The sequence below is a fragment of the Streptomyces sp. NPDC091377 genome, from assembly GCF_044757045.1.
In the GTDB taxonomy this organism is placed as follows: domain Bacteria; phylum Actinomycetota; class Actinomycetes; order Streptomycetales; family Streptomycetaceae; genus Streptomyces.
Window position 1 is genome coordinate 113,745 of the sequence record NZ_JBIVUE010000016.1, and the last position, 19,908, is coordinate 133,652.

The 19,908-nt window shown below is 71.7% G+C and carries 15 protein-coding genes; 1 reads left to right on the plus strand and 14 read right to left on the minus strand.

The features are described 5' to 3' along the window. Positions 1 to 52: 52 nt before the first annotated feature. The 6 genes from carB to pyrR form a co-directional block, all read right to left on the minus strand. Positions 53 to 3,397, minus strand: a complete 3,345-nt coding sequence (gene carB, locus ACIQNG_RS29395; protein ID WP_401489210.1) for a carbamoyl-phosphate synthase large subunit — start codon at positions 3,395 to 3,397, stop codon at positions 53 to 55. Further along, positions 3,390 to 4,547, minus strand: coding sequence for a glutamine-hydrolyzing carbamoyl-phosphate synthase small subunit (gene carA, locus ACIQNG_RS29400; protein WP_401439758.1), 1,158 nt, complete (start codon positions 4,545 to 4,547; stop codon positions 3,390 to 3,392). The genes carB and carA overlap by 8 nt, the downstream gene beginning before the upstream one ends. Then, on the minus strand, positions 4,544 to 5,125 hold the full coding sequence (locus ACIQNG_RS29405; protein ID WP_401439760.1) for a hypothetical protein: 582 nt from the start codon (positions 5,123 to 5,125) through the stop codon (positions 4,544 to 4,546). The genes carA and ACIQNG_RS29405 overlap by 4 nt, the downstream gene beginning before the upstream one ends. After that, the gene (locus ACIQNG_RS29410) at positions 5,122 to 6,408 is read right to left on the minus strand and encodes a dihydroorotase (RefSeq protein ID WP_401439761.1); all 1,287 of its coding nucleotides are present in this window, start codon (positions 6,406 to 6,408) and stop codon (positions 5,122 to 5,124) included. Before ACIQNG_RS29410 ends, ACIQNG_RS29405 begins: the two co-directional genes overlap by 4 nt. 5 nt (positions 6,409 to 6,413) lie before the next feature. Next, on the minus strand, positions 6,414 to 7,451 hold the full coding sequence (locus tag ACIQNG_RS29415; RefSeq protein ID WP_401489213.1) for an aspartate carbamoyltransferase catalytic subunit: 1,038 nt from the start codon (positions 7,449 to 7,451) through the stop codon (positions 6,414 to 6,416). A 119-nt stretch (positions 7,452 to 7,570) separates the two neighbouring features. Beyond that, on the minus strand, positions 7,571 to 8,155 hold the full coding sequence (gene pyrR, locus ACIQNG_RS29420) for a bifunctional pyr operon transcriptional regulator/uracil phosphoribosyltransferase PyrR (RefSeq protein WP_401489217.1): 585 nt from the start codon (positions 8,153 to 8,155) through the stop codon (positions 7,571 to 7,573). Between the two features lie 299 nt (positions 8,156 to 8,454). Here pyrR and bldD point away from each other — a divergent pair, with 299 nt between their 5' ends. After that, positions 8,455 to 8,958: a transcriptional regulator BldD gene (bldD, locus tag ACIQNG_RS29425; RefSeq protein ID WP_355733130.1), complete on the plus strand. Its 504-nt coding sequence runs from the start codon at positions 8,455 to 8,457 to the stop codon at positions 8,956 to 8,958. A gap of 742 nt (positions 8,959 to 9,700) precedes the next feature. On the opposite strand, the gene nusB is transcribed toward bldD, so the two are convergent. The 8 genes from nusB to mltG form a co-directional block, all read right to left on the minus strand. After that, positions 9,701 to 10,132: a transcription antitermination factor NusB gene (nusB, locus tag ACIQNG_RS29430; protein ID WP_401429427.1), complete on the minus strand. Its 432-nt coding sequence runs from the start codon at positions 10,130 to 10,132 to the stop codon at positions 9,701 to 9,703. Positions 10,133 to 10,134: 2 nt separating this feature from the next. Continuing rightward, positions 10,135 to 10,701, minus strand: coding sequence for an elongation factor P (gene efp / locus ACIQNG_RS29435; RefSeq protein WP_401429425.1), 567 nt, complete (start codon positions 10,699 to 10,701; stop codon positions 10,135 to 10,137). A 48-nt stretch (positions 10,702 to 10,749) separates the two neighbouring features. Continuing rightward, the gene (locus tag ACIQNG_RS29440) at positions 10,750 to 11,856 is read right to left on the minus strand and encodes an aminopeptidase P family protein (RefSeq protein WP_401489221.1); all 1,107 of its coding nucleotides are present in this window, start codon (positions 11,854 to 11,856) and stop codon (positions 10,750 to 10,752) included. A 925-nt stretch (positions 11,857 to 12,781) separates the two neighbouring features. Further along, on the minus strand, positions 12,782 to 13,891 hold the full coding sequence (locus ACIQNG_RS29445; RefSeq protein WP_401489223.1) for an AAA family ATPase: 1,110 nt from the start codon (positions 13,889 to 13,891) through the stop codon (positions 12,782 to 12,784). Positions 13,892 to 14,110: 219 nt separating this feature from the next. After that, a complete protein-coding gene (gene aroB / locus ACIQNG_RS29450) occupies positions 14,111 to 15,754 on the minus strand; it encodes a 3-dehydroquinate synthase (RefSeq protein ID WP_401489225.1) in 1,644 nt (547 codons plus the stop codon). Continuing rightward, complete coding sequence (aroC, locus tag ACIQNG_RS29455) at positions 15,751 to 16,935, minus strand: chorismate synthase (protein ID WP_401429413.1); 1,185 nt, start codon at positions 16,933 to 16,935, stop codon at positions 15,751 to 15,753. Before aroC ends, aroB begins: the two co-directional genes overlap by 4 nt. Before the next feature lie 312 nt (positions 16,936 to 17,247). After that, on the minus strand, positions 17,248 to 18,075 hold the full coding sequence (locus ACIQNG_RS29460) for a shikimate dehydrogenase (RefSeq protein WP_401429410.1): 828 nt from the start codon (positions 18,073 to 18,075) through the stop codon (positions 17,248 to 17,250). Then, a complete protein-coding gene (gene mltG, locus ACIQNG_RS29465; protein ID WP_401489227.1) occupies positions 18,075 to 19,808 on the minus strand; it encodes an endolytic transglycosylase MltG in 1,734 nt (577 codons plus the stop codon). The genes ACIQNG_RS29460 and mltG overlap by 1 nt, the downstream gene beginning before the upstream one ends. Positions 19,809 to 19,908 lie beyond the last annotated feature (100 nt).

Genomic DNA, 19,908 nt, shown 5'->3' on the forward strand with positions numbered 1-19,908 from the left:
GGAAGAGCCCAAGAAGAGGGGGACACCGGTTCCGGTGTCCCCCTCGGGGCTGCTAGTCGCGGGCCGCGATCAGGTGTTCGGCGTGTTCTTGGAGCGAGCGCACGCCCACGTCGCCCTGGGTGAGGGCGTCGATGCCCTGGACGGCGGCGGCGAGGGCCTGGACGGTCGTGAGGCAGGGCACGGAGCGGGCGACGGCGGCGGTGCGGATCTCGTAGCCGTCGAGCCGGCCGCCGGTGCCGTAGGGGGTGTTGACGATGAGGTCGACCTCGCCGTCGTGGATGAGCTGGACGATGGTCCGCTCGCCGCCGGGTCCGGTGCCCTCGGACTGCTTGCGCACGACCGTGGCGTGGATGCCGTTGCGCTTGAGGACCTCGGCGGTGCCGGAGGTGGCCAGCAGTTCGAAGCCGTGGGCGACCAGTTCCCGGGCCGGGAAGATCATCGAGCGCTTGTCGCGGTTGGCGACCGAGATGAAGGCGCGGCCCTTGGTGGGCAGCGGGCCGTAGGCGCCGGCCTGCGACTTGGCGTAGGCGGTGCCGAAGACCGAGTCGATGCCCATGACCTCGCCGGTGGAGCGCATCTCGGGGCCGAGGACGGTGTCGACGCCGCGGCCGTGGATGTCCCGGAAGCGGGACCACGGCATCACGGCCTCCTTGACGGAGATCGGCGCGTCCAGCGGCAGCTCACCGCTGTCGCCGGTGGCCGGGAGCAGCCCCTCGGCCCGCAGTTCGGCGATGGTCGCGCCGAGCGAGATCCGCGCGGCGGCCTTGGCGAGGGGCACGGCGGTGGCCTTGGAGGTGAAGGGGACCGTGCGGGACGCGCGCGGGTTGGCCTCCAGGACGTAGAGGATGTCGCCGGCCAGGGCGAACTGGATGTTGATCAGTCCGCGTACCCCGACGCCGCGCGCGATGGCTTCGGTGGAGGTCCGCAGCCGCTTGATGTCGAAGCCGCCCAGGGTGATCGGGGGCAGGGCGCACGCCGAGTCGCCGGAGTGGATGCCGGCTTCCTCGATGTGCTCCATGACACCGCCGAGGTACAGCTCGGTGCCGTCGTAGAGCGCGTCGACGTCGATCTCGATGGCGTCGTCCAGGAACCGGTCGACCAGGACCGGCCGGGAGGGGCTGATCTCGGTCGACTCGGCGATGTAGGCGGCGAGGCGGGTCTCCTCGTAGACGATCTCCATGCCGCGTCCGCCGAGGACGTAGGACGGGCGGACCAGGACCGGGTAGCCGATCTCGTCGGCGATGGCCTTGGCCTCGGTGAAGGTGGTGGCGGTGCCGTGCTTGGGGGCGGGCAGTCCGGCCTCGGCGAGGACCCGGCCGAAGGCGCCGCGGTCCTCGGCGGCGTGGATGGCCTCCGGGGAGGTGCCGACGATCGGTACGCCGTTGTCCTTGAGTGCCTGGGACAGGCCGAGCGGGGTCTGGCCGCCGAGCTGGACGATCACACCGGCGACCGGTCCGGCCTGCTGCTCGGCGTGGACGATCTCCAGGACGTCCTCCAGGGTGAGCGGCTCGAAGTAGAGCCGGTCGGAGGTGTCGTAGTCGGTGGAGACGGTCTCGGGGTTGCAGTTGACCATCACGGTCTCGTACCCGGCGTCGCTGAGCGCGAAGGAGGCGTGGACGCAGGAGTAGTCGAACTCGATGCCCTGGCCGATGCGGTTCGGGCCGGAGCCGAGGATGATCACGGCGGGCTTCTCGCGGGGCGCGACCTCGCTCTCCTCGTCGTAGGAGGAGTAGAAGTACGGGGTCTTCGCGGCGAACTCGGCGGCGCAGGTGTCGACGGTCTTGTAGACGGGGCGGATGCCGAGGGCGTGGCGGACCTCGCGGACGACGTCCTCGCGCAGCCCGCGGATCTCGCCGATCTGGTGGTCGGAGAAGCCGTGCCGCTTGGCCTCGGCGAGCAGGTCGGGGGTCAGCTCGGGCGCGGCGGCGAGTTCGTCCGCGATCTCCTTGATCAGGAAGAGCTGGTCGACGAACCAGGGGTCGATCTTCGTCGCCTCGAAGACCTCCTCCTGGGTGGCGCCCGCGCGGATGGCCTGCATGACGGTGTTGATCCGGCCGTCGGTGGGGCGTACGGCCTCGGCCAGCAGCGCGTCCTTGTCCGCGGAGGCACCGGGGGCGCCGGGAGTACCGGAGGTGCCGGGGGTGCCGACGAAGGTGAACTGGCTGCCCTTCTTCTCCAGCGAGCGCAGTGCCTTCTGGAACGCCTCGGTGAAGTTGCGGCCGATGGCCATGGCCTCGCCGACCGACTTCATGGTGGTGGTGAGGGAGGAGTCGGCGGAGGGGAACTTCTCGAAGGCGAAGCGGGGCGCCTTGACGACGACGTAGTCCAGGGTCGGCTCGAAGGACGCCGGGGTCTCCTGGGTGATGTCGTTGGGGATCTCGTCCAGGGTGTAGCCGACGGCGAGCTTGGCGGCGATCTTGGCGATGGGGAAGCCGGTCGCCTTGGAGGCGAGCGCCGAGGACCGGGAGACCCGGGGGTTCATCTCGATGACGATGACCCGGCCGTCCTCGGGGTCCACCGCGAACTGGATGTTGCAGCCGCCGGTGTCCACGCCGACCTCGCGGATCACGGCGATGCCGATGTCCCGCAGGGTCTGGTACTCGCGGTCGGTGAGGGTCATCGCGGGGGCGACGGTGATGGAGTCGCCGGTGTGGACGCCCATCGGGTCGAAGTTCTCGATGGAGCAGACGACTACGACGTTGTCGTGCTTGTCGCGCATCAGCTCCAGCTCGTACTCCTTCCAGCCGAGGATGGACTCCTCCAGGAGCACCTCGGTGGTCGGGGAGAGGGTGAGGCCCTGCCCGGCGATCCGGCGCAGTTCCTCCTCGTCGTGGGCGAAGCCGGAGCCGGCGCCGCCCATGGTGAAGGAGGGGCGGACCACGACGGGGTAGCCGCCGAGCTGCTCGACTCCGCCGAGGACGTCGTCCATGGAGTGGCAGATCACCGAGCGGGCGGACTCGCCGTGACCGATCTTGGCCTTGACCGCCTCCACGACCAGCTTGAACTGGTCGCGGTCCTCGCCCTTGTGGATCGCCTCGACGTTGGCGCCGATCAGCTCGACGCCGTACTTGGCGAGCACCCCGTTCTCGTGCAGCGAGATGGCGGTGTTGAGGGCGGTCTGGCCGCCGAGGGTGGGCAGCAGGGCGTCGGGGCGCTCCTTGGCGATGATCTTCTCGACGAACTCGGGGGTGATCGGCTCGACGTAGGTGGCGTCGGCGATCTCCGGGTCCGTCATGATCGTCGCGGGGTTGGAGTTGACGAGGACGACCCGCAGGCCCTCCGCCTTCAGCACCCGGCACGCCTGGGTGCCGGAGTAGTCGAACTCGGCTGCCTGGCCGATGACGATCGGGCCGGAGCCGATGACCAGGACGGACTGGATATCGGTGCGCTTAGGCACGCTGGCCCTCCATCAGGGATGTGAAGCGGTCGAACAGGTAGGCGGCGTCGTGCGGGCCGGCCGCCGCCTCGGGGTGGTACTGGACGCTGAACGCCGGGCGGTCCAGGAGCCGCAGTCCCTCCACCACGTTGTCGTTGAGGCAGACGTGGGAGACCTCGGCGCGGCCGTAGGGGGTGTCGGAGACCCGGTCGAGCGGGGCGTCGACGGCGAATCCGTGGTTGTGCGCGGTGACCTCGACCTTTCCGGTCGTACGGTCCTGCACGGGCTGGTTGATCCCGCGGTGGCCGTACTTCAGCTTGTAGGTGCCGAAGCCGAGGGCGCGGCCGAGGATCTGGTTGCCGAAGCAGATGCCGAACAGCGGGGTACCGCGCTCCAGCACCGCCCGCATCACGGAGACGGGGTGGTCGGCGGTGGCGGGGTCGCCGGGGCCGTTGGAGAAGAAGACCCCGTCGGGGGCGACGGCGTAGACGTCCTCGACGGTGGCCGTGGCGGGCAGGACGTGCACCTCTATGCCACGCTCGGCCATCCGGTGCGGGGTCATGCCCTTGATGCCGAGGTCCACGGCGGCGACCGTGAACCGCTTCTCGCCGATCGCGGGGACGACGTACGCCTGCTCGGTGGCGACCTCGGCGGAGAGGTCGGCGCCCTTCATCTCGGGGGCCTGGCGGACCTCGGCGAGCATGGTGCCCGCGTCGGGCAGCGCGTTGCCGGAGAAGATCCCGACGCGCATGGCGCCGCGCTCGCGCAGATGGCGGGTGAGGGCGCGGGTGTCGACGCCGGAGATGCCCACGACGCCCTGGCCGGCCAGTTCCTCGTCCAGCGAGCGGCGGGAGCGCCAGTTGGAGGGGACGCGCGCGGGGTCGCGGACGACGTATCCGGAGACCCAGATCCGCCGTGACTCGGCGTCCTCGTCGTTGACGCCGGTGTTGCCGATGTGCGGGGCGGTCATGACGACGACCTGGCGGTGGTACGACGGGTCGGTGAGGGTCTCCTGGTAGCCGGTCATGCCGGTGGAGAAGACGGCCTCGCCGAAGGTCACCCCCACGGCCCCGTAGGCACGGCCGCGGAAGATCCGGCCGTCCTCCAGGACGAGTACGGCGGGAGCCACCGGGTGCCGGTTCGAGGCCGCTCCCTGGTCGGAGGTTGTCATCGTGCGCCTTCCGTCTTCTTGATCATGTCGTTCAGGGCGTCGACCCACGCCGTGTGCTCGGCCGCCCGGTCGGAGCGGAACCCCGAGTCGATCAGCCGGTCGCCGTGCTGCCAGGTGACGATCAGCAGCCCGCCCTCGGTGAGCACCTTGCCCGCGATGCCCTTGTCCAGCCGGGCCTCGCGCAGCCGGTCCACCGGGACGAAGAAGTCGTTCGCGCCGGGGCGTACGACGTCCAGTCCGGCGTCGGTGAGGGTCAGCTCGGCGCGGCTGCGGGAGCCGAGGCCGTGGGCGACGATGCGGTCGAGCCAGTGGCCGGCCGTGGTGGAGCCGTGGTACCGGCCGCTCAGGGTCAGTCTCGTGGCGCCCGGGGAGTCCGGCGCGGTGGGCAGCTCGGGGAGGTCGCCCTGGAGGGTGCCGCGCCACTTCCAGCCCTCGCGCATCAGCCAGTAGACGAGGGCGACGAACAGGGCGAGGCCCACGACCCAGCCGATCCGGGCGGCCCAGTCGGTCACTTCGGCCGACTTCTGGTCGGCGGCCAGCGCGGGCAGGTCGGTGGTCAGGATGTTGAGAGGTGTCACGTGAGCTTCCCGTCGACGAGCGTCGCCTTGCCCCGCAGCCAGGTGTGGGTGACCCGGCCCGGCAGCTCACGACCCAGGTACGGGGTGTTGCGGCTGCGCGAGGCGAAGGCCGCGGGGTCCACCTGGCCACGGTATGCGGTGTCCACGAGCGTCAGGTTGGCGGGCTCACCCACCGAGACGGGGCGGCCCTGGCCCTCGGCCCGTCCGATCCGGGCCGGCGCGAACGACATCCGCTCGGCGACCCCGGCCCAGGTCAGCAGCCCGGTGTCCACCATGGTCTGCTGGACCACCGACAGCGCGGTCTCCAGACCGACCATACCCATGGCCGCCGCGGCCCACTCGCAGTCCTTGTCCTCGTGCGGGTGCGGGGCGTGGTCGGTGGCGACGATGTCGATGGTGCCGTCGGCGAGGGCCTCGCGCAGCGCGAGCACGTCCCGCTCGGTGCGCAGCGGCGGGTTGACCTTGTAGACCGGGTTGTACGACCGGACCAGCTCGTCGGTGAGGAGCAGGTGGTGCGGGGTGACCTCGGCGGTGACCCGGATGCCGCGGGACTTGGCCCAGCGGACGATCTCCACGGACCCGGCGGTGGAGAGGTGGCAGATGTGGACGCGGGAGCCGACATGCTCGGCGAGCAGGACATCCCGGGCGATGATCGATTCTTCGGCCACCGCGGGCCAGCCCCCGAGCCCCAGCTCGGCGGAGACGACGCCCTCGTTCATCTGGGCGCCCTCGGTCAGCCGGGGCTCCTGGGCGTGCTGGGCGACGACGCCGTCGAACGCCTTCACGTACTCCAGCGCGCGGCGCATCATCACGGCGTCGTCGACGCACTTGCCGTCGTCGGAGAAGACGGTGACGCCCGCCGCGGACTCGTGCATGGCGCCGAGTTCGGCGAGCTTCTTGCCCTCCAGGCCGACGGTGACGGCGCCGATCGGCTGGACGTCGCAGTAGCCGTGCTCGCGGCCCAGCCGGTAGACCTGCTCGACCACACCGGCGGTGTCGGCGACCGGGAAGGTGTTGGCCATGGCGAAGACGGTGGTGTAGCCGCCGGAGGCCGCCGCGCGGGTGCCGGTCAGCACGGTCTCGGAGTCCTCGCGGCCGGGCTCGCGCAGATGGGTGTGGAGATCGACCAGGCCGGGCAGCAGCACCCGGCCGGCGGCCTCCACGATCTCGGCGCCCTCGGCCGTGAGGCCCTGGCCGACGGCGGCGATCTCGGCGCCGTCGATCAGCACGTCCTGCGGCTCGCCGCCGAGCACCTGCGCGCCACGGATCAGGATCTTGCTCATGTGTCTTACTTCTCCTCGATGGCGGGGGCGGGGGCGGGGGCGGTGGCCGGGGCGGACGGGGTGGCGGTCCCGGGGGCGGTGCGGGCCGGGGTGACGGCGGGCTCGTTGCCGCCGAGCAGCAGGTAAAGGACGGCCATCCGGATGGAGACCCCGTTGGTGACCTGCTCGATCACAGTGCAGCGCGGGGAGTCGGCGACCTCGGCGGTGATCTCCATGCCGCGGACCATGGGGCCGGGGTGCATCACGATGGCGTGCTCGGGCATCCGGGCCATGCGGTCGCCGTCGAGGCCGTAGCGGCGGGAGTACTCGCGCTCGGTGGGGAAGAAGGCGGCGTTCATCCGCTCGCGCTGGACGCGGAGCATCATCACCGCGTCGGTCTTGGGGAGTGTGGCGTCGAGGTCGTAGCTGATCTCGCAGGGCCAGGTGCCGACGCCGACCGGGACCAGGGTGGGCGGGGCGACCAGGGTGACCTCGGCGCCGAGGGTGTGCAGCAGATCGACGTTGGAGCGGGCGACCCGGCTGTGCAGCACGTCACCGACGATCGTGATGTGCTTCCCGCTCAGGTCCTGGCCGAGCCCGGCGTCCCGGCCCACCAGCCGGCGGCGCATGGTGAAGGCGTCGAGCAGGGCCTGGGTGGGGTGCTGGTGGGTGCCGTCCCCGGCGTTGATGACGGCCGCGTCGATCCATCCCGAGGTGGCGAGCCGGTACGGGGCCCCCGACGCGCCGTGCCGGATGACGACGGCGTCGACGCCCATCGCCTCCAGGGTCTGGGCGGTGTCCTTGAGGGACTCGCCCTTGGAGACGCTGGAGCCCTTGGCGGAGAAATTGATGACATCAGCGGACAGCCGCTTCTCGGCGGCCTCGAAGGAGATCCGGGTCCGGGTGGAGTCCTCGAAGAAGAGATTGACGACGGTGCGACCGCGCAGGGTCGGCAGCTTCTTGATCGGCCGGTCCGCGACCCGGGCCATCTCCTCGGCGGTGTCGAGGATCAGCACGGCGTCGTCGCGGGTGAGGTCGGCGGCCGAGATGAGATGGGGCTGCATCTTCCAAGCTCCGTAAGACAGTTCGGTATCAGGAGAATTCGGGCAGGGCGGGCCGGGCTGCGGCGACGCCGGGCACAGCGGGGCCGGGCCGTACGAGCGGGTCGTACGCCGTCGGTTCGCTAGCGCCGCTCGCCCGCGGGGGCCTGCTTGACACCGAGCAGCACGGTGTCGCGACCGTCCTCCTCGGCGAGCTGGACCTTGACCGTCTCCCGCAGCGACGTCGGGAGGTTCTTGCCGACGTAGTCGGCGCGGATGGGGAGTTCGCGGTGGCCGCGGTCGACCAGGACGGCGAGTTGCACCGCGCGCGGGCGCCCGATGTCGTTCAGGGCGTCGAGGGCGGCGCGGATGGTGCGGCCGGAGAAGAGCACGTCGTCCACGAGGACGACGAGCCTGCCGTCGAGTCCGTCACCGGGGATCTCGGTGCGGGCGAGCGCCCTCGGCGGGTGCAGCCGCAGGTCGTCGCGGTACATGGTGATGTCCAGCGAGCCGCAGGGGACGGTGCGCTCGGTGATCTCTTCCAGTTTGACGGCGAGCCGGCGGGCGAGATGGACGCCGCGGGTCGGGATGCCGAGGAGCACCACGTCGTCGGCCCCCTTGGCGCGCTCGACGATCTCGTGGGCGATACGGGTCAGAACCCGTGCGATGTCGGGGCCCTCCAGAACGGGCCGCGCATCGGAGGTCTGGCTGTCCTGCTGCTTGTCCATACGAAACGGACCTCCTTCTCCGCCTCACGGGACGGACCTTAAAGGACGTCGGAATGTGCGCCGTCCACGCTATCAGGCCGCCCGGCGGCTCCGACGACACCCTGGGCGTGCTCCGGATCACTCCCGCGAACGACCTCGTGTCACCCGCTTGGCGCAACCCGGCGGCACTACCACGGAAGCGTCGGTGCGGACCATTCGGCTTGACGGAGCAGAGTAACGCTGCGTAACCTCACAGTGAGTTACCAGCCGCGCGGCCCGGCACCCGAGCCGACCGCGTAGACACAGTGCCGGGGAGCTATATGTCCAGCGAATACGCCAAACAGCTCGGGGCCAAGCTCCGGGCCATCCGCACCCAGCAGGGCCTTTCCCTCCACGGTGTCGAGGAGAAGTCCCAGGGCCGCTGGAAGGCCGTGGTGGTCGGGTCGTACGAGCGCGGTGACCGCGCCGTGACCGTGCAGCGCCTCGCCGAGCTGGCGGACTTCTACGGAGTGCCGGTGCAGGAACTGCTGCCGGGCACCACGCCGGGCGGCGCCGCCGAGCCCCCGCCCAAGCTGGTCCTGGACCTGGAGCGGCTCGCCACGGTCCCGGCCGAGAAGGCGGGCCCCCTCCAGCGGTACGCCGCCACGATCCAGTCCCAGCGCGGCGACTACAACGGCAAGGTCCTCTCGATCCGCCAGGACGACCTGCGCACCCTCGCCGTGATCTACGACCAGTCCCCCTCGGTCCTCACCGAGCAGCTGATCAGCTGGGGCGTCCTGGACGCGGACGCGCGCCGCGCGGTCTCCCACGTCGAGGAGAGCTGAGCGAGTCTCACCAGACCCAGCAGAAACGTACCGCCTCGGGTTTTTCCGGGCGTGCGGGGCGTTTCTGGCCCCTTCCGGGCATAAAAGGGCCCCCAGCCGGAGCTGGGGGCCCTTTGCGATGCCCGGGGCGCTGGGCGCCCTCTGGTGCGGTGTTGTGGCGCCGGTGGTGGCTGGTGATGCCGCTGCCGGTGCTTGCTGGGGCCGGTGGCTGGTGGGGCCGGTGGCTGTGGTGCTGCCGGCGCCTGCTTTGTGCCGGGGCGGGGGGGGCGGGGGTCGGCGCTTTCCGGGTGCCGGTCCCGGTCGGGTGGCGGTCCCTGCCGGGTGCCGGTCCCTGGTGGGTGGCGGTCCCGGTCGGGAGTGCGGGTCCCTGCTGAGGGGTGATGCCGGTGGCGGTGCCGGTCGCCGGCGGGTGCCGGGTTCCGGTGCCTTCCGGGGTGCAGGTCCCTGCCGGTCCTGATGCCTTCCGGTCCTGGTGTGCTGTGCGGTCCTGGTGTGCTTTCCGGAGGCCGAAGGTGGGCCGAGGGTCGGCCCGCCCGTGCCCGGTTCCGGTGGCTTCCGGGGCCGGGGTGGGCCGGTGCCCGGGTCGGTCCCCGGTGCCTGTCCGGGACGGGACGTCGGGGTCGATGCTCGGACCGGACGGGGCGGGTGGTGCGGGGTGCGTGCGGGGAACCGCGCGAACGATCACACCCACGCGCGGTGGCTCACCCACCCCGTCCCGGACGGCGCCCCGGGCCCGGAGCACCTACACTTCGCGTCGCAGTGAGGGCTTCAGTTCCTTGAAACGGCCCAGCAGCCCGTTCACGAAGGCGGGCGACTCGTCCGTCGAGAACTCCTTGGCCAGCTGCACCATCTCGTCCAGCACCACCGCGTCCGGCGTACCGTCCACCCAGATCAGCTCGTACGCGCCAAGGCGCAGGATGTTGCGGTCCACGACCGGCATCCGGTCCAGCGTCCAGCCGACGGCGTACTGAGCGATCAGCTCGTCGATCCGGCGCGCGTGCTCCGCGTACCCCTCGACCAGCTCCATCGTGTACTCGCTCACCGGCGGCTGCCGCGTGTCGGACCGGGAGTGCCGGATCCAGTCCGCGAGCACCGTCAGGACATCGGCGCCGCGCTGATCACCTTCGAAGAGGATCTGGAAGGCGCGCTTGCGGGCCGTGTTGCGGGCAGCCACGGTTAGCTGTTCACCCGGCCGAGGTAGTCGCCGGAGCGGGTGTCGACCTTGATCTTCTCACCGGTGGTGATGAAGAGCGGGACCTGGATCTCGTAACCGGTCTCCAGCTTGGCGGGCTTGGTGCCACCGGTGGAGCGGTCGCCCTGGATGCCGGGCTCGGTCTCGGCGATGTTCAGCTCGACGGCGGTCGGCAGCTCCACGAAGAGCACGCTGCCGTCGTGCTGCGCGACGGTGGCCTCGAAGCCCTCGATCAGGAAGTTCGCGGCGTCACCGACGGTCTTCCGGTCGATGTGCAGCTGGTCGTAGGTCTCCATGTCCATGAAGACGAAGTACTCGCCGTCCATGTAGGAGAACTGCATGTCGCGCTTGTCGACGGTGGCCGTCTCGACCTTGACGCCGGCGTTGAAGGTCTTGTCGACCACCTTGCCGGACAGCACGTTCTTGAGCTTGGTGCGCACGAATGCCGGGCCCTTGCCGGGCTTGACGTGCTGGAACTCTACGACGGACCAGAGCTGGCCGCCGTCGAGCTTGAGCACCATGCCGTTCTTGAGGTCGTTCGTGGAAGCCACGGTTGCTTCAATCTCCTGGACTGACGTGGACGACCCCGGGGCACGCGCCTACAACGCGAGCAGCTCCTTGGTCGTGATGGTAAGTAGCTCGGGACCGCCGTCCGCCTCGGGGCGGACGACGAGCGTGTCATCGATCCGGACACCGCCCCGGCCCGGGAGGTGGACCCCCGGTTCGACGGTGACCGGCACGCAGGCATCCAGTTTACCCATGGCCGCGGGGGCGATCTGCGGGTCCTCATGGATTTCGAGCCCGACACCGTGTCCGGTGAGCGCGGCGAGGCCCGAGCCGTACCCGGCCGAGTCCAGCACCTGGCGGGCCGCCCGGTCCACGTCCCGGTAGGCCGCGCCGGGCGCGAGCGACTCCCGACCGGCCCGCTGCGCCGCGAAGACCAGGTCGTACAGCTCGATCTGCCACTCCGCGGGCGAGGTGCCGATGACGAAGGTGCGGCCGATCTCGCAGCGGTAGCCGCGGTAGGTCGCGCCCAGACAGACGGAGAGGAAGTCGCCCTCCTCCACCCGGCGGTCGGTGGGCCGGTGGCAGCGGCGGCCGGCGTTGGGGCCGGTGGCGACGGAGGTGGCGAAGGCGGGGCCGTCGGCGCCGTGGTCCACCAGCCGGCGCTCCAGCTCCAGGGCCAGATGGCGTTCGGTGCGGCCGACCAGGATGGACTCCAGCAGCTCGCCGAGGGCCTGGTCGGCGATCTCGGCGCCGATGCGCAGGGCGGAGATCTCCTCCTCGTCCTTGACGATCCGCAGTTGCTCCACGGCGCCACCGACGTCGCCCAGCCGCAGCCGTGGGGCGACCGAGCCGATGGCGCGGTGCCGGGCGACGGTGAGGTGGTGCTCCTCCACGGCGAGGGAGTCGGCGCCCTGGGCCTCGGCGAGCCCGGCCGCCGCGACCGCCGGGTCACCGCCGGGGCCGGTCAGGGTATGCAGTGTCAGCGCCTCGTCGGGGCGGCCGTCACCGGCCCGCTCGTCCGGTGGCCCCGCGCAGACCAGCACGTCCTCGTGCTTGCCGAGCAGCAGCACAGCGCCCTGCGGGGCGGCGCCGGCGAGGTAGCGCACATTGGCGGGGCGGGAGACCAGGGCGGTCGCGCTGCCGCTGGCGTTGCTGCGTTCCCTCAGGCGGGTTCGGCGGGTGGCGTACACCTCTGACATGTGTCGAGCGTAGGAGGATTGCCGGTTTTATGCCGGTTGGGGTGCGCCGATGGGGGCCGCGGGAGGCCACGGGGCGGGGGGGGCGTCGGGGTATGTGGGTGGTGGTGGGGTGCGGGGGGCACGGGCGTGGGGTGCGGGGCGGGGTGCGTGGGGGTGCGGGGGTCACGGCCGTGAGGCTGAGTGGTCGTGGTCGCGGGGCTGCGGGGTCATAGCCCGTGCGCTGCGGGATCACTGCGCGGGAGTGCGGGTGTTACGGCTGGGGCCGGCCAGCGGGATCACGGCCGCGGGGCAGCGCGGTCGTGGGCGCGGGACCGGTGGGGTCATAGCCGTGGGCTGCCGAGATCGCGGCCACAGGGCTACGGATGCACCGGCACGGGGCTTCGTGGTCGTAGGCCCCGGGACTGCGCAGTCGTGGGCGCCAGGGCTGCGTGACCCAGCCATGCGACTGCGGCGCCAGCGTCACGAGCCTGCGGTGTCACTGCCCTGCTGCCGCGGAGCCGTGGTGACAGTGCTGCCGCGCCCCGGTCGCCTGGGCTGCCGGATCTCTGCGCGGACTGCGGGTATTACGGCCCCGTGGCAGCGCGGGTCGTGGGCGTCGGGGCCAGGTCATAGCCATGGGTTGGCCGGAATCACGGCCACACGGTGCTGCGGATGTCGCGGCGCGGGACCGCGCGGTCGTGGGTGCCAAGGCTGCGTGACACGCCCTGCGGCTGCTGCGTCGACGGCGCGGGGCTGCGGTCTCACAGCCGTGCGGCTGCGGTGACGTGGTGACGGCGCTGCTGTGCACCCGCCGTCGTCGACCCCAATGGCACGTGCCGTGGGCGCCTGCGTGGTTCTCGTACGCGGTCCTGCATTCCGTTCGCCTTGGCAGACCGCCCGCGTAGCCCTCCCGTGCCCCCGAAGGCCGGCGTCCGACAGGACGGCCCTACCAGTTCGGGGGGCTCGCTATTGATCGGGCGAGGACTTCGTTGAGGACCCGGGCCGTGCCGGGGACGTCCAACTGGGAGTTGTCGATGATCGGGAGGCCCGAGCCGTACCAGCCGGCCATCCGGCCATGGATGCGGGCCACCTCCTCGTCCCCGAGGCGGCGATTCCCGGAGCGTTCGGCATTGCGCTCCAGGACGATCTCCAGGCCGGGAAGGAGGACGACGGGCAGCAGCCCGGGTCCCACATGGCGCTTCCAGCCGCCGAGGCCGACCACCGGACGGTCGGGGAAGACGGCGTCGTCGAGGATGCAGGAGATCCCGTTGGCCAGGAAGTTGCGCGCGGCGAAGCCGCAGGTGCGGCGGGCCAGGCGGTACTGGGCCTCGGAGTGGTCGTTCCATCCGGACTGCGGGTCGGCGAATCCGGAGCGGACCCATTCGCGGACGTCGTCCAGGCTGATGTGCGCGGTCGGGACCCGGCGGTGGTCGGCCCAGTACTTGGCGACGCTGGTCTTCCCGGCTCCGGCGGGGCCGATGAGGAGCACGGCGAGCGTGGTCGCCGTCGGATCCGGCACGGCGGCGGCCGGAGGCGCGCTGGGCATGCCGACGGGGCCGCCGGGCGGCAGCGTCACATGGCCGGTGGTCTCGGGGACCGGCGGACCGGGGGGATGCGGCGGGGGCGGCACCCGGCCGGGGACAGGTGCGGTGAAGCCGGGTGCGGGCGGGGGCGGCGGCACCGGGGCGGAGCCGTGCGGTACCGGGCCGGACCCGGGCCGTGCGGGGCCGGACCCTTGCGGCGCGGGGCCGGACCCTTGCGGAACACGCCCAGAACCCTGCGGAACAGGTCCGGACCCCTGCGGGAGATGCCCAGAACCCGGCGAAACAGGTCCGGGCCCCTGCGGTACATGCCCAGAACCCGGCGGAACACGCCCGGAACCCGGCGGAACAGGCCGAGACCCTTGCGGAACGGGGCCAAGGCCCTGCGGTGTCCGGCCGGGCGGCTGTCGTAGGCCCTCGGGGGGCTGTGGGTGGTGCCCGGTGGGGGACCAGTCGGCGGCCGGTCCCTGCCCCGGCCGGCGGGGCGGCAGCGGAGACCCCACTGCGTGCTGCATCCGGTGCCACTCCGTCTCGTCGTTCTCGGCGCGTGCGCCCCGGGCGGACTGCGTCACCCTGCGGCCCCCGCGCGACAGGGGATGGGTTGCGGCGGCAGGGCACGGGACCCCACCGCTACCGAACGGTACCGTCCCCGGACACCCTTTGGTGAACGCCCGGGAACGGCCCCGTGTGCCCGTCGCCACTCGGCTGGACGGACGGATGGAACAGTCGGGTACTTACTCCCCCACCTCGCCGTACGCGGCGAGGAGCACGGCCGGATCGGGGCCTTCGAGCACGGTCGGCTTGGCCAGCCCGTCCAGCACGATGAAGCGGAGCAGGTCACCGCGGGACTTCTTGTCGACCTTCATCGTCTCCAGCAGCCGGGGCCACTGGTCGTAGCGGTAGTGCAGGGGCAGCCCGACCGACTCCAGGATCGTGCGGTGCCGGTCGGCCGTGGCGTCGTCCAGCCGGCCCGCGACCCGGCCGAGTTCGGCGGCGAAGTGCATGCCGACGGCGACCGCGGCGCCGTGCCGCCACTGGTAGCGCTCGTTCTTCTCGATGGCGTGGGCGAGGGTGTGGCCATAGTTCAGGATCTCCCGCAGGCCGGACTCCTTCAGATCCGAGGAGACCACCTCCGCCTTGACCTTGATGGACCGTTCGATCAGCTCGGCGGTGTGCGGACCCGACGGGCTGCGCGCGCCCTCCGGGTCGGACTCGATCAACTCCAGGATCGCCGGGTCGGCGATGAAGCCGGCCTTGATGATCTCGGCGAGCCCGGACACGTAGTCGTTGACCGGCAGCGAGTCCAGGGCGGCGAGGTCGCACAGCACACCCACGGGCGGGTGGAAGGAGCCCACCAGGTTCTTGCCCTCGGCCGTGTTGATGCCGGTCTTGCCGCCGATCGCGGCGTCCACCATGCCGAGCACGGTGGTCGGGATCGCGATCCAGCGCACCCCGCGCAGCCAGGTCGCGGCCACGAACCCGGCGAGGTCGGTGGTGGCGCCGCCGCCGACGCCCACGATCACGTCCGAGCGGGTGAAGCCGGACTGTCCGAGCGCCTTCCAGCAGTAGGCGGCGACCTCGGCGGTCTTGGCCTCCTCCGCGTTGGGCACCTGGACGGCGATCGCCTCGAAGCCCTGCCCGGCCAGGTCGGCGCGGAGCGCGTCCCCGGTCTCGGCGAGCGCCTCGGGGTGCAGTACGGCGACCCGCTTGGTCCGCTCACCGATCAGCCCGGCGAGTTCACCGAGGAGCTGACGGCCCACCAGGACCTCGTACGGCTCGCTGCCCGCGCTGCCGCCGACCTGGATCCGGGTCACCGACGCTGTCACCGCTTCCTCCTGCCGCTGCGCCGGGGCGTTCCCGGCCTGCGCGTTCGTCAGGCCCAGGGCGTCCTGCACGTCCTGGGTGACCTCTTCGGGCGTCCGCCCGTCCGTGGCCACCACCTGTGCGGCCACCCCTTCGTACAGATGGCGCCGGGCCTCCATGAGTTCCCGCCACTGCTTGCGCGGATTGATCGCGAGCAGCGGGCGGGCGGCGTTGAGCCCGGTGCGCCGGACCGCTTCCTCCACGTCCATCGACAGATACACGACCGGCCGGCCCGAGAGGTTCGCCCGGGTGTCGGGGTCGAGGACCGCGCCGCCGCCGAGCGCGAGCACTCCGGTGTGCTCGGCGAGGGCCCGCCGGACGGACTCCTTCTCGATCGCGCGGAAGGCGGCCTCGCCGTCCTCCACGAAAATGTCCGCGATCGGGCGGCCCTGGGTGGCCACGATGTCGGCGTCCGTGTCCCGGAACGCCACCCCGAGCCGCTCGGCGAGCAGTTCGCCCACGGTGGACTTGCCGACCCCCATCGGGCCGACCAGCACCACCGAGGGGCCGGTCATCGGATCGCCAGATGGTCGAGGTACGAGGTCACGTTGCGGCGGGTCTCGGTCACGCTGTCGCCGCCGAACTTCTCGGCCACCGCGTCGGCGAGGACCAGCGCGGTCATCGCCTCGGCGACGATCCCGGCCGCGGGCACGGCGGAGACGTCGGAGCGCTGGTGGTGGGCCTGGGTGGCCTCGCCCGTGGTCACATCGACGGTGCGCAGGGCGTGCGGCACGGTCGCGATCGGCTTCATCGCCGCCCGCACCCGCAGCAGCTCACCGGTGGAGAGTCCGCCCTCGGTGCCGCCGGAGCGGCCGGAGACCCGCCGGATGCCCTCCGGAGTGCCCACGATCTCGTCGTGCGCCTTCGAACCCGGCACCCGCGCCAGGTCGAAGCCGTCGCCGACCTCGACGCCCTTGATCGCCTGGATGCCCATCAGCGCCGCGGCCAGCCGGGCGTCCAGGCGCCGGTCCCAGTGCACGTGCGAGCCGAGTCCGACGGGGACGCCGTACGCCAGCACCTCGACCACACCGCCGAGGGTGTCGCCGTCCTTGTGGGCCTGGTCGATCTCCGCGACCATCGCCTTGGACGCGTCGGCGTCCAGGCAGCGCACCGGGTCCTCGTCCAGTCGCGCCACGTCGTCGGGCGTCGGGTAGATCCCCTTCGGGGCCTTGGCGCCCGCCAGCTCCACCACATGGCTGACGATCTCGATCCCGGCCGTCTCCTTGAGGTACGACCGCGCCACCGCGCCCAGCGCGACCCGCGCCGCCGTCTCGCGGGCGCTCGCGCGCTCCAGGATCGGCCGGGCCTCGTCGAAGCCGTACTTCTGCATCCCGGCGAGGTCGGCGTGGCCGGGCCGCGGCCGGGTCAGCGGGGCGTTGCGGGCCAGGCCGGCCAGCACCTCCGGGTCGACCGGGTCGGCGGCCATCACCTGCTCCCACTTGGGCCACTCGGTGTTGCCGACCATGACGGCGACCGGCGAGCCCAGGGTCAGCCCGTGCCGGACTCCGCCGAGGAAGGTGACCTCGTCCCGCTCGAACTTCATCCGCGCACCGCGTCCATAGCCGAGCCGCCGCCGCGCCAGGTGGTCCGCCACCATGTCCGTGGTGATCGGCACTCCGGCGGGAAGTCCCTCCAGCGTCGCCACGAGTGCGGGACCGTGGGACTCCCCCGCGGTCAGCCAGCGCAACCTGCTCAACGGTGCTCCTCAGTGTTCGCGCCTTGCACTGCCCCGCGTACGCGTCTCCTCGCGTACCGCGACGGCGACCGGGTGCGCGGCCCGGACCCGCCACCCCGATCCTCCCACGCCCCCACCCCGAACCGACCGCCGGTCCATCAGGCGGACGCCCGCGAACCGGTTCCGTGGCGCGGACACGACCTGGGGCCTGTCGTTCGCTTCCGTGGCGCGGACACGACCTGGGGCCTGTCGTTCGGATCATCCCGGCGGCGCGGGATCCGCCCAGCCGAGCAGCACCGTTTGCCACAGCCAGGCTGACCCACACGACAGTCCCTAGCGCTCGGCCAGTGCCCTCTCCCCCGCGGTCCGCATCGCGGCCAGGGGGGCCGGGGTGCGGCCCGTCATCCGCTCCACCTGGAGTACGGCCTGGTGGACCAGCAGGTCGAGGCCGCTGACGACGGCGCCGCCGTACGCCGACCAGCGGGCGGCGAGGGTGGTGGGCCAGGGGTCGTAGAGGACGTCGAAGAGGGCGGCGGGGCGTTCGGGGACGGCCGCGGCGAGGGCGTCGGTCGCGCCCGCCGGGGTGGTGGCCACGACCAGGGGCGCGTGCAGCGCGCGCTCGGCCCGTGCCCAGTCCTCGACCCGTACCTCCATCCCCAGCCGCTCGGCCCACTCCCGCATCTCGGCGGCGCGGGACGTGCTGCGGACGTAGGCCGTGACCTCCCCGGAGCAGATCCGGGAGAGCGCGGCGAGCGCCGAGGAGGCGGTGGCGCCGGCCCCGAGGATCGCGGCGGAGTCGACCTTGTCGATACCGTGCTCCCTGAGCGCGGCGATCATGCCGGGGATGTCGGTGTTGTCGCCGCTCCGGCGGCCGTCCTCGGTGAGGACGACGGTGTTCACCGCGTCGACCGAGGCCGCCGTCGGGCTGATCTCGTCCAGCAGCGGTATCACCGCCCGCTTCAGCGGCATGGTCAGCGACAGCCCCGCCCACTCGGGGCCGAGCGTCCCGAGGAACTCGGGCAGCGCCACCTCGTCCACCTCGAAGCGGTCGTACGTCCACCCCTCCAGGCCCAGCGCGGTGTACGCGGCGCGGTGCAGCACCGGGGAGAGGGAGTGGGCGATCGGCGAGCCGAGCACGGCGGCCCTGTGCGCCCCGGACATCAGTCGCGCCTCGACGCGTTGAACTTCTCGACCAGCCGCTCGTGCTCCTCGATGGTCGTGGCGAACTCCGTCTTGTCCATGCCGTCGGTGGCGACGAAGTACATCCAGCCGTCCTCCGTCGGGTTCATCGCGGCCTTGAGGGCCTCGTCGCCCGGGTTGCCGATCGGGCCGGGCGGCAGCCCCTCGTTGGTGTACGTGTTGTACGGGTCCGGGTTGCTGTTGATCTCCGACGAGGAGATGTCGATCTTGCTCTGGCCCTTGAGGTAGTTGAAGGACGAGTCGAACTGAAGTTCGCGATTCGTCTCGGTGTTGTCCTCTTTGAGGCGGTTGTAGACGACCTCGGCCATCTTGCGGAAGTCGTCGTGCGTCTTGCCCTCGGCCTGGACCAGGCTGGCGACGGTGACCAGTTCCCAGGGGTTCTCCAGCCCGAGGCTCTCGGCGCGTTTGGTGACGCCCAGCTCCTCGTACCGGTTGTTGGCCCGCTCGACCATCTGCTTGAGCACGTCCACGGGCTTCTGCCCCTTGGCGACGGCGTAGCTGGACGGGTAGAGGAAGCCTTCGAGCGGGTCCTTGACCTTCTTGTGGCCGACGGCCCAGTCGGGCAGCCCGAGGTCCTTCCACTGCTTCTTGGCGACCTCGGCCGTGGTGCCGTCCTCGACCTCCAGCCGCTTGTCGATCAGCTCGTAGATCTCGATGTTGCGCTTGCCCTCGGCGATGATCAGGTTGCTGCGGCTCGCCGGGGTGAGCATCATCTTGACGGCGCTGTCCGCGGACATCTCTCTCTCCAGGGTGTACACACCGTCCTGGATGGTCTTGCCCTCGGGGTTGCTCTCCTGCGCCGCCACGAACGCGTCGACGCTCTTGACGACCCCCGCCTTCTTCAGCTCCTGCCCAATGATGTAACCGCCGGCGCCATTGGGGATCGTGACCGTGACCTGCTCACCGTTGCCCGACCCCGCGAAGTCCGGAGCCTCGCCGAAGCGGTCCTGGTAGAACTGGAGGCCGAAGTAGCCGACGCCCGCGGCGCCGCCGCCGAGGACCAGCGCGACCACCAGGCACGCGCAGCCGTTGCGGCTCTTCTTGGGCTTGGCGCCCCGGCCGCGCCGCTCGCCGCGACCGCCCCGGTCGGCGCGTCTGCCGCCGTCCCGGGAGTCGCCCTCGTCCGCGTCGTCCTGCGCGAAGAAGGCGTTGTCGTCCTGCTCCGGCTCGGGGTCCCAGTCGGTGCGCGGCTCGGGTTCGGCGCGGCGCCGGGCGGGGGGCTCGGGCGGCGGGTAGGCGTCCGGGGTGTTGTAGAAGTCGGGCTGGTCACCGCCGTACGCGGCGCCCTGCTGAGCGTAGGGGTCGGTCGGGTCACCGGTGTAGGGCAGCTGCTGGTGGTTGCCGGTGCCCCAGCCGTCGTCGTACTGCTGGCCCTGCTGTCCTTGCTGGCCCTGCTGGCCCTGTGGGACCTGCTGGGCCTGCTGTCCTTGCTGGGTGCCCTGATCGCCGTAGTACTGCTGGTCGTAGGAGGGCGGGTACGGCTGCTGCTGGTCGTAGCCCGGCTGGCCGTAGCCCTGCTGGCCACCGGCCCAGTCGTCGTACTGCTGCGGCTGCTGCGGGTAGTGCTGCTGGCCGCCGTAGGCAGGCTGCTGAGCCACAGGGGCCTGCTGCTGCCCTTCCCATCCGCCGTCCCCGTACAACGGGTCCTCCGGATGCCACGGTTCGGAGCCTGGGCCCCGGCCATATTCAGTCATCGATCCCCTAGAGCCGCGAGGCGGTGGGGCGCGGTGCCCGAAGGCCCGGTTCCCGTTCCGCCTCTCCTGTGCGGAGGCTGTTCGAATGCCGCCGCCCGCG

What these genes read in the sequence shown, in the direction of transcription:
- carA (WP_401439758.1), bottom strand. Translation starts at nt 4,547, where the DNA reads ATGACAACCTCCGACCAGGGAGCGGCCTCGAACCGGCACCCGGTGGCT.
- ACIQNG_RS29410 (WP_401439761.1), bottom strand. Translation starts at nt 6,408, where the DNA reads ATGAGCAAGATCCTGATCCGTGGCGCGCAGGTGCTCGGCGGCGAGCCG.
- ACIQNG_RS29415 (WP_401489213.1), bottom strand. Translation starts at nt 7,451, where the DNA reads ATGCAGCCCCATCTCATCTCGGCCGCCGACCTCACCCGCGACGACGCC.
- pyrR (WP_401489217.1), bottom strand. Translation starts at nt 8,155, where the DNA reads ATGGACAAGCAGCAGGACAGCCAGACCTCCGATGCGCGGCCCGTTCTG.
- bldD (WP_355733130.1), top strand. Translation starts at nt 8,455, where the DNA reads ATGTCCAGCGAATACGCCAAACAGCTCGGGGCCAAGCTCCGGGCCATC.
- ACIQNG_RS29440 (WP_401489221.1), bottom strand. Translation starts at nt 11,856, where the DNA reads ATGTCAGAGGTGTACGCCACCCGCCGAACCCGCCTGAGGGAACGCAGC.
- ACIQNG_RS29445 (WP_401489223.1), bottom strand. Translation starts at nt 13,891, where the DNA reads ATGCAGCACGCAGTGGGGTCTCCGCTGCCGCCCCGCCGGCCGGGGCAG.
- aroB (WP_401489225.1), bottom strand. Translation starts at nt 15,754, where the DNA reads ATGACCGGCCCCTCGGTGGTGCTGGTCGGCCCGATGGGGGTCGGCAAG.
- ACIQNG_RS29460 (WP_401429410.1), bottom strand. Translation starts at nt 18,075, where the DNA reads ATGTCCGGGGCGCACAGGGCCGCCGTGCTCGGCTCGCCGATCGCCCAC.
- mltG (WP_401489227.1), bottom strand. Translation starts at nt 19,808, where the DNA reads ATGACTGAATATGGCCGGGGCCCAGGCTCCGAACCGTGGCATCCGGAG.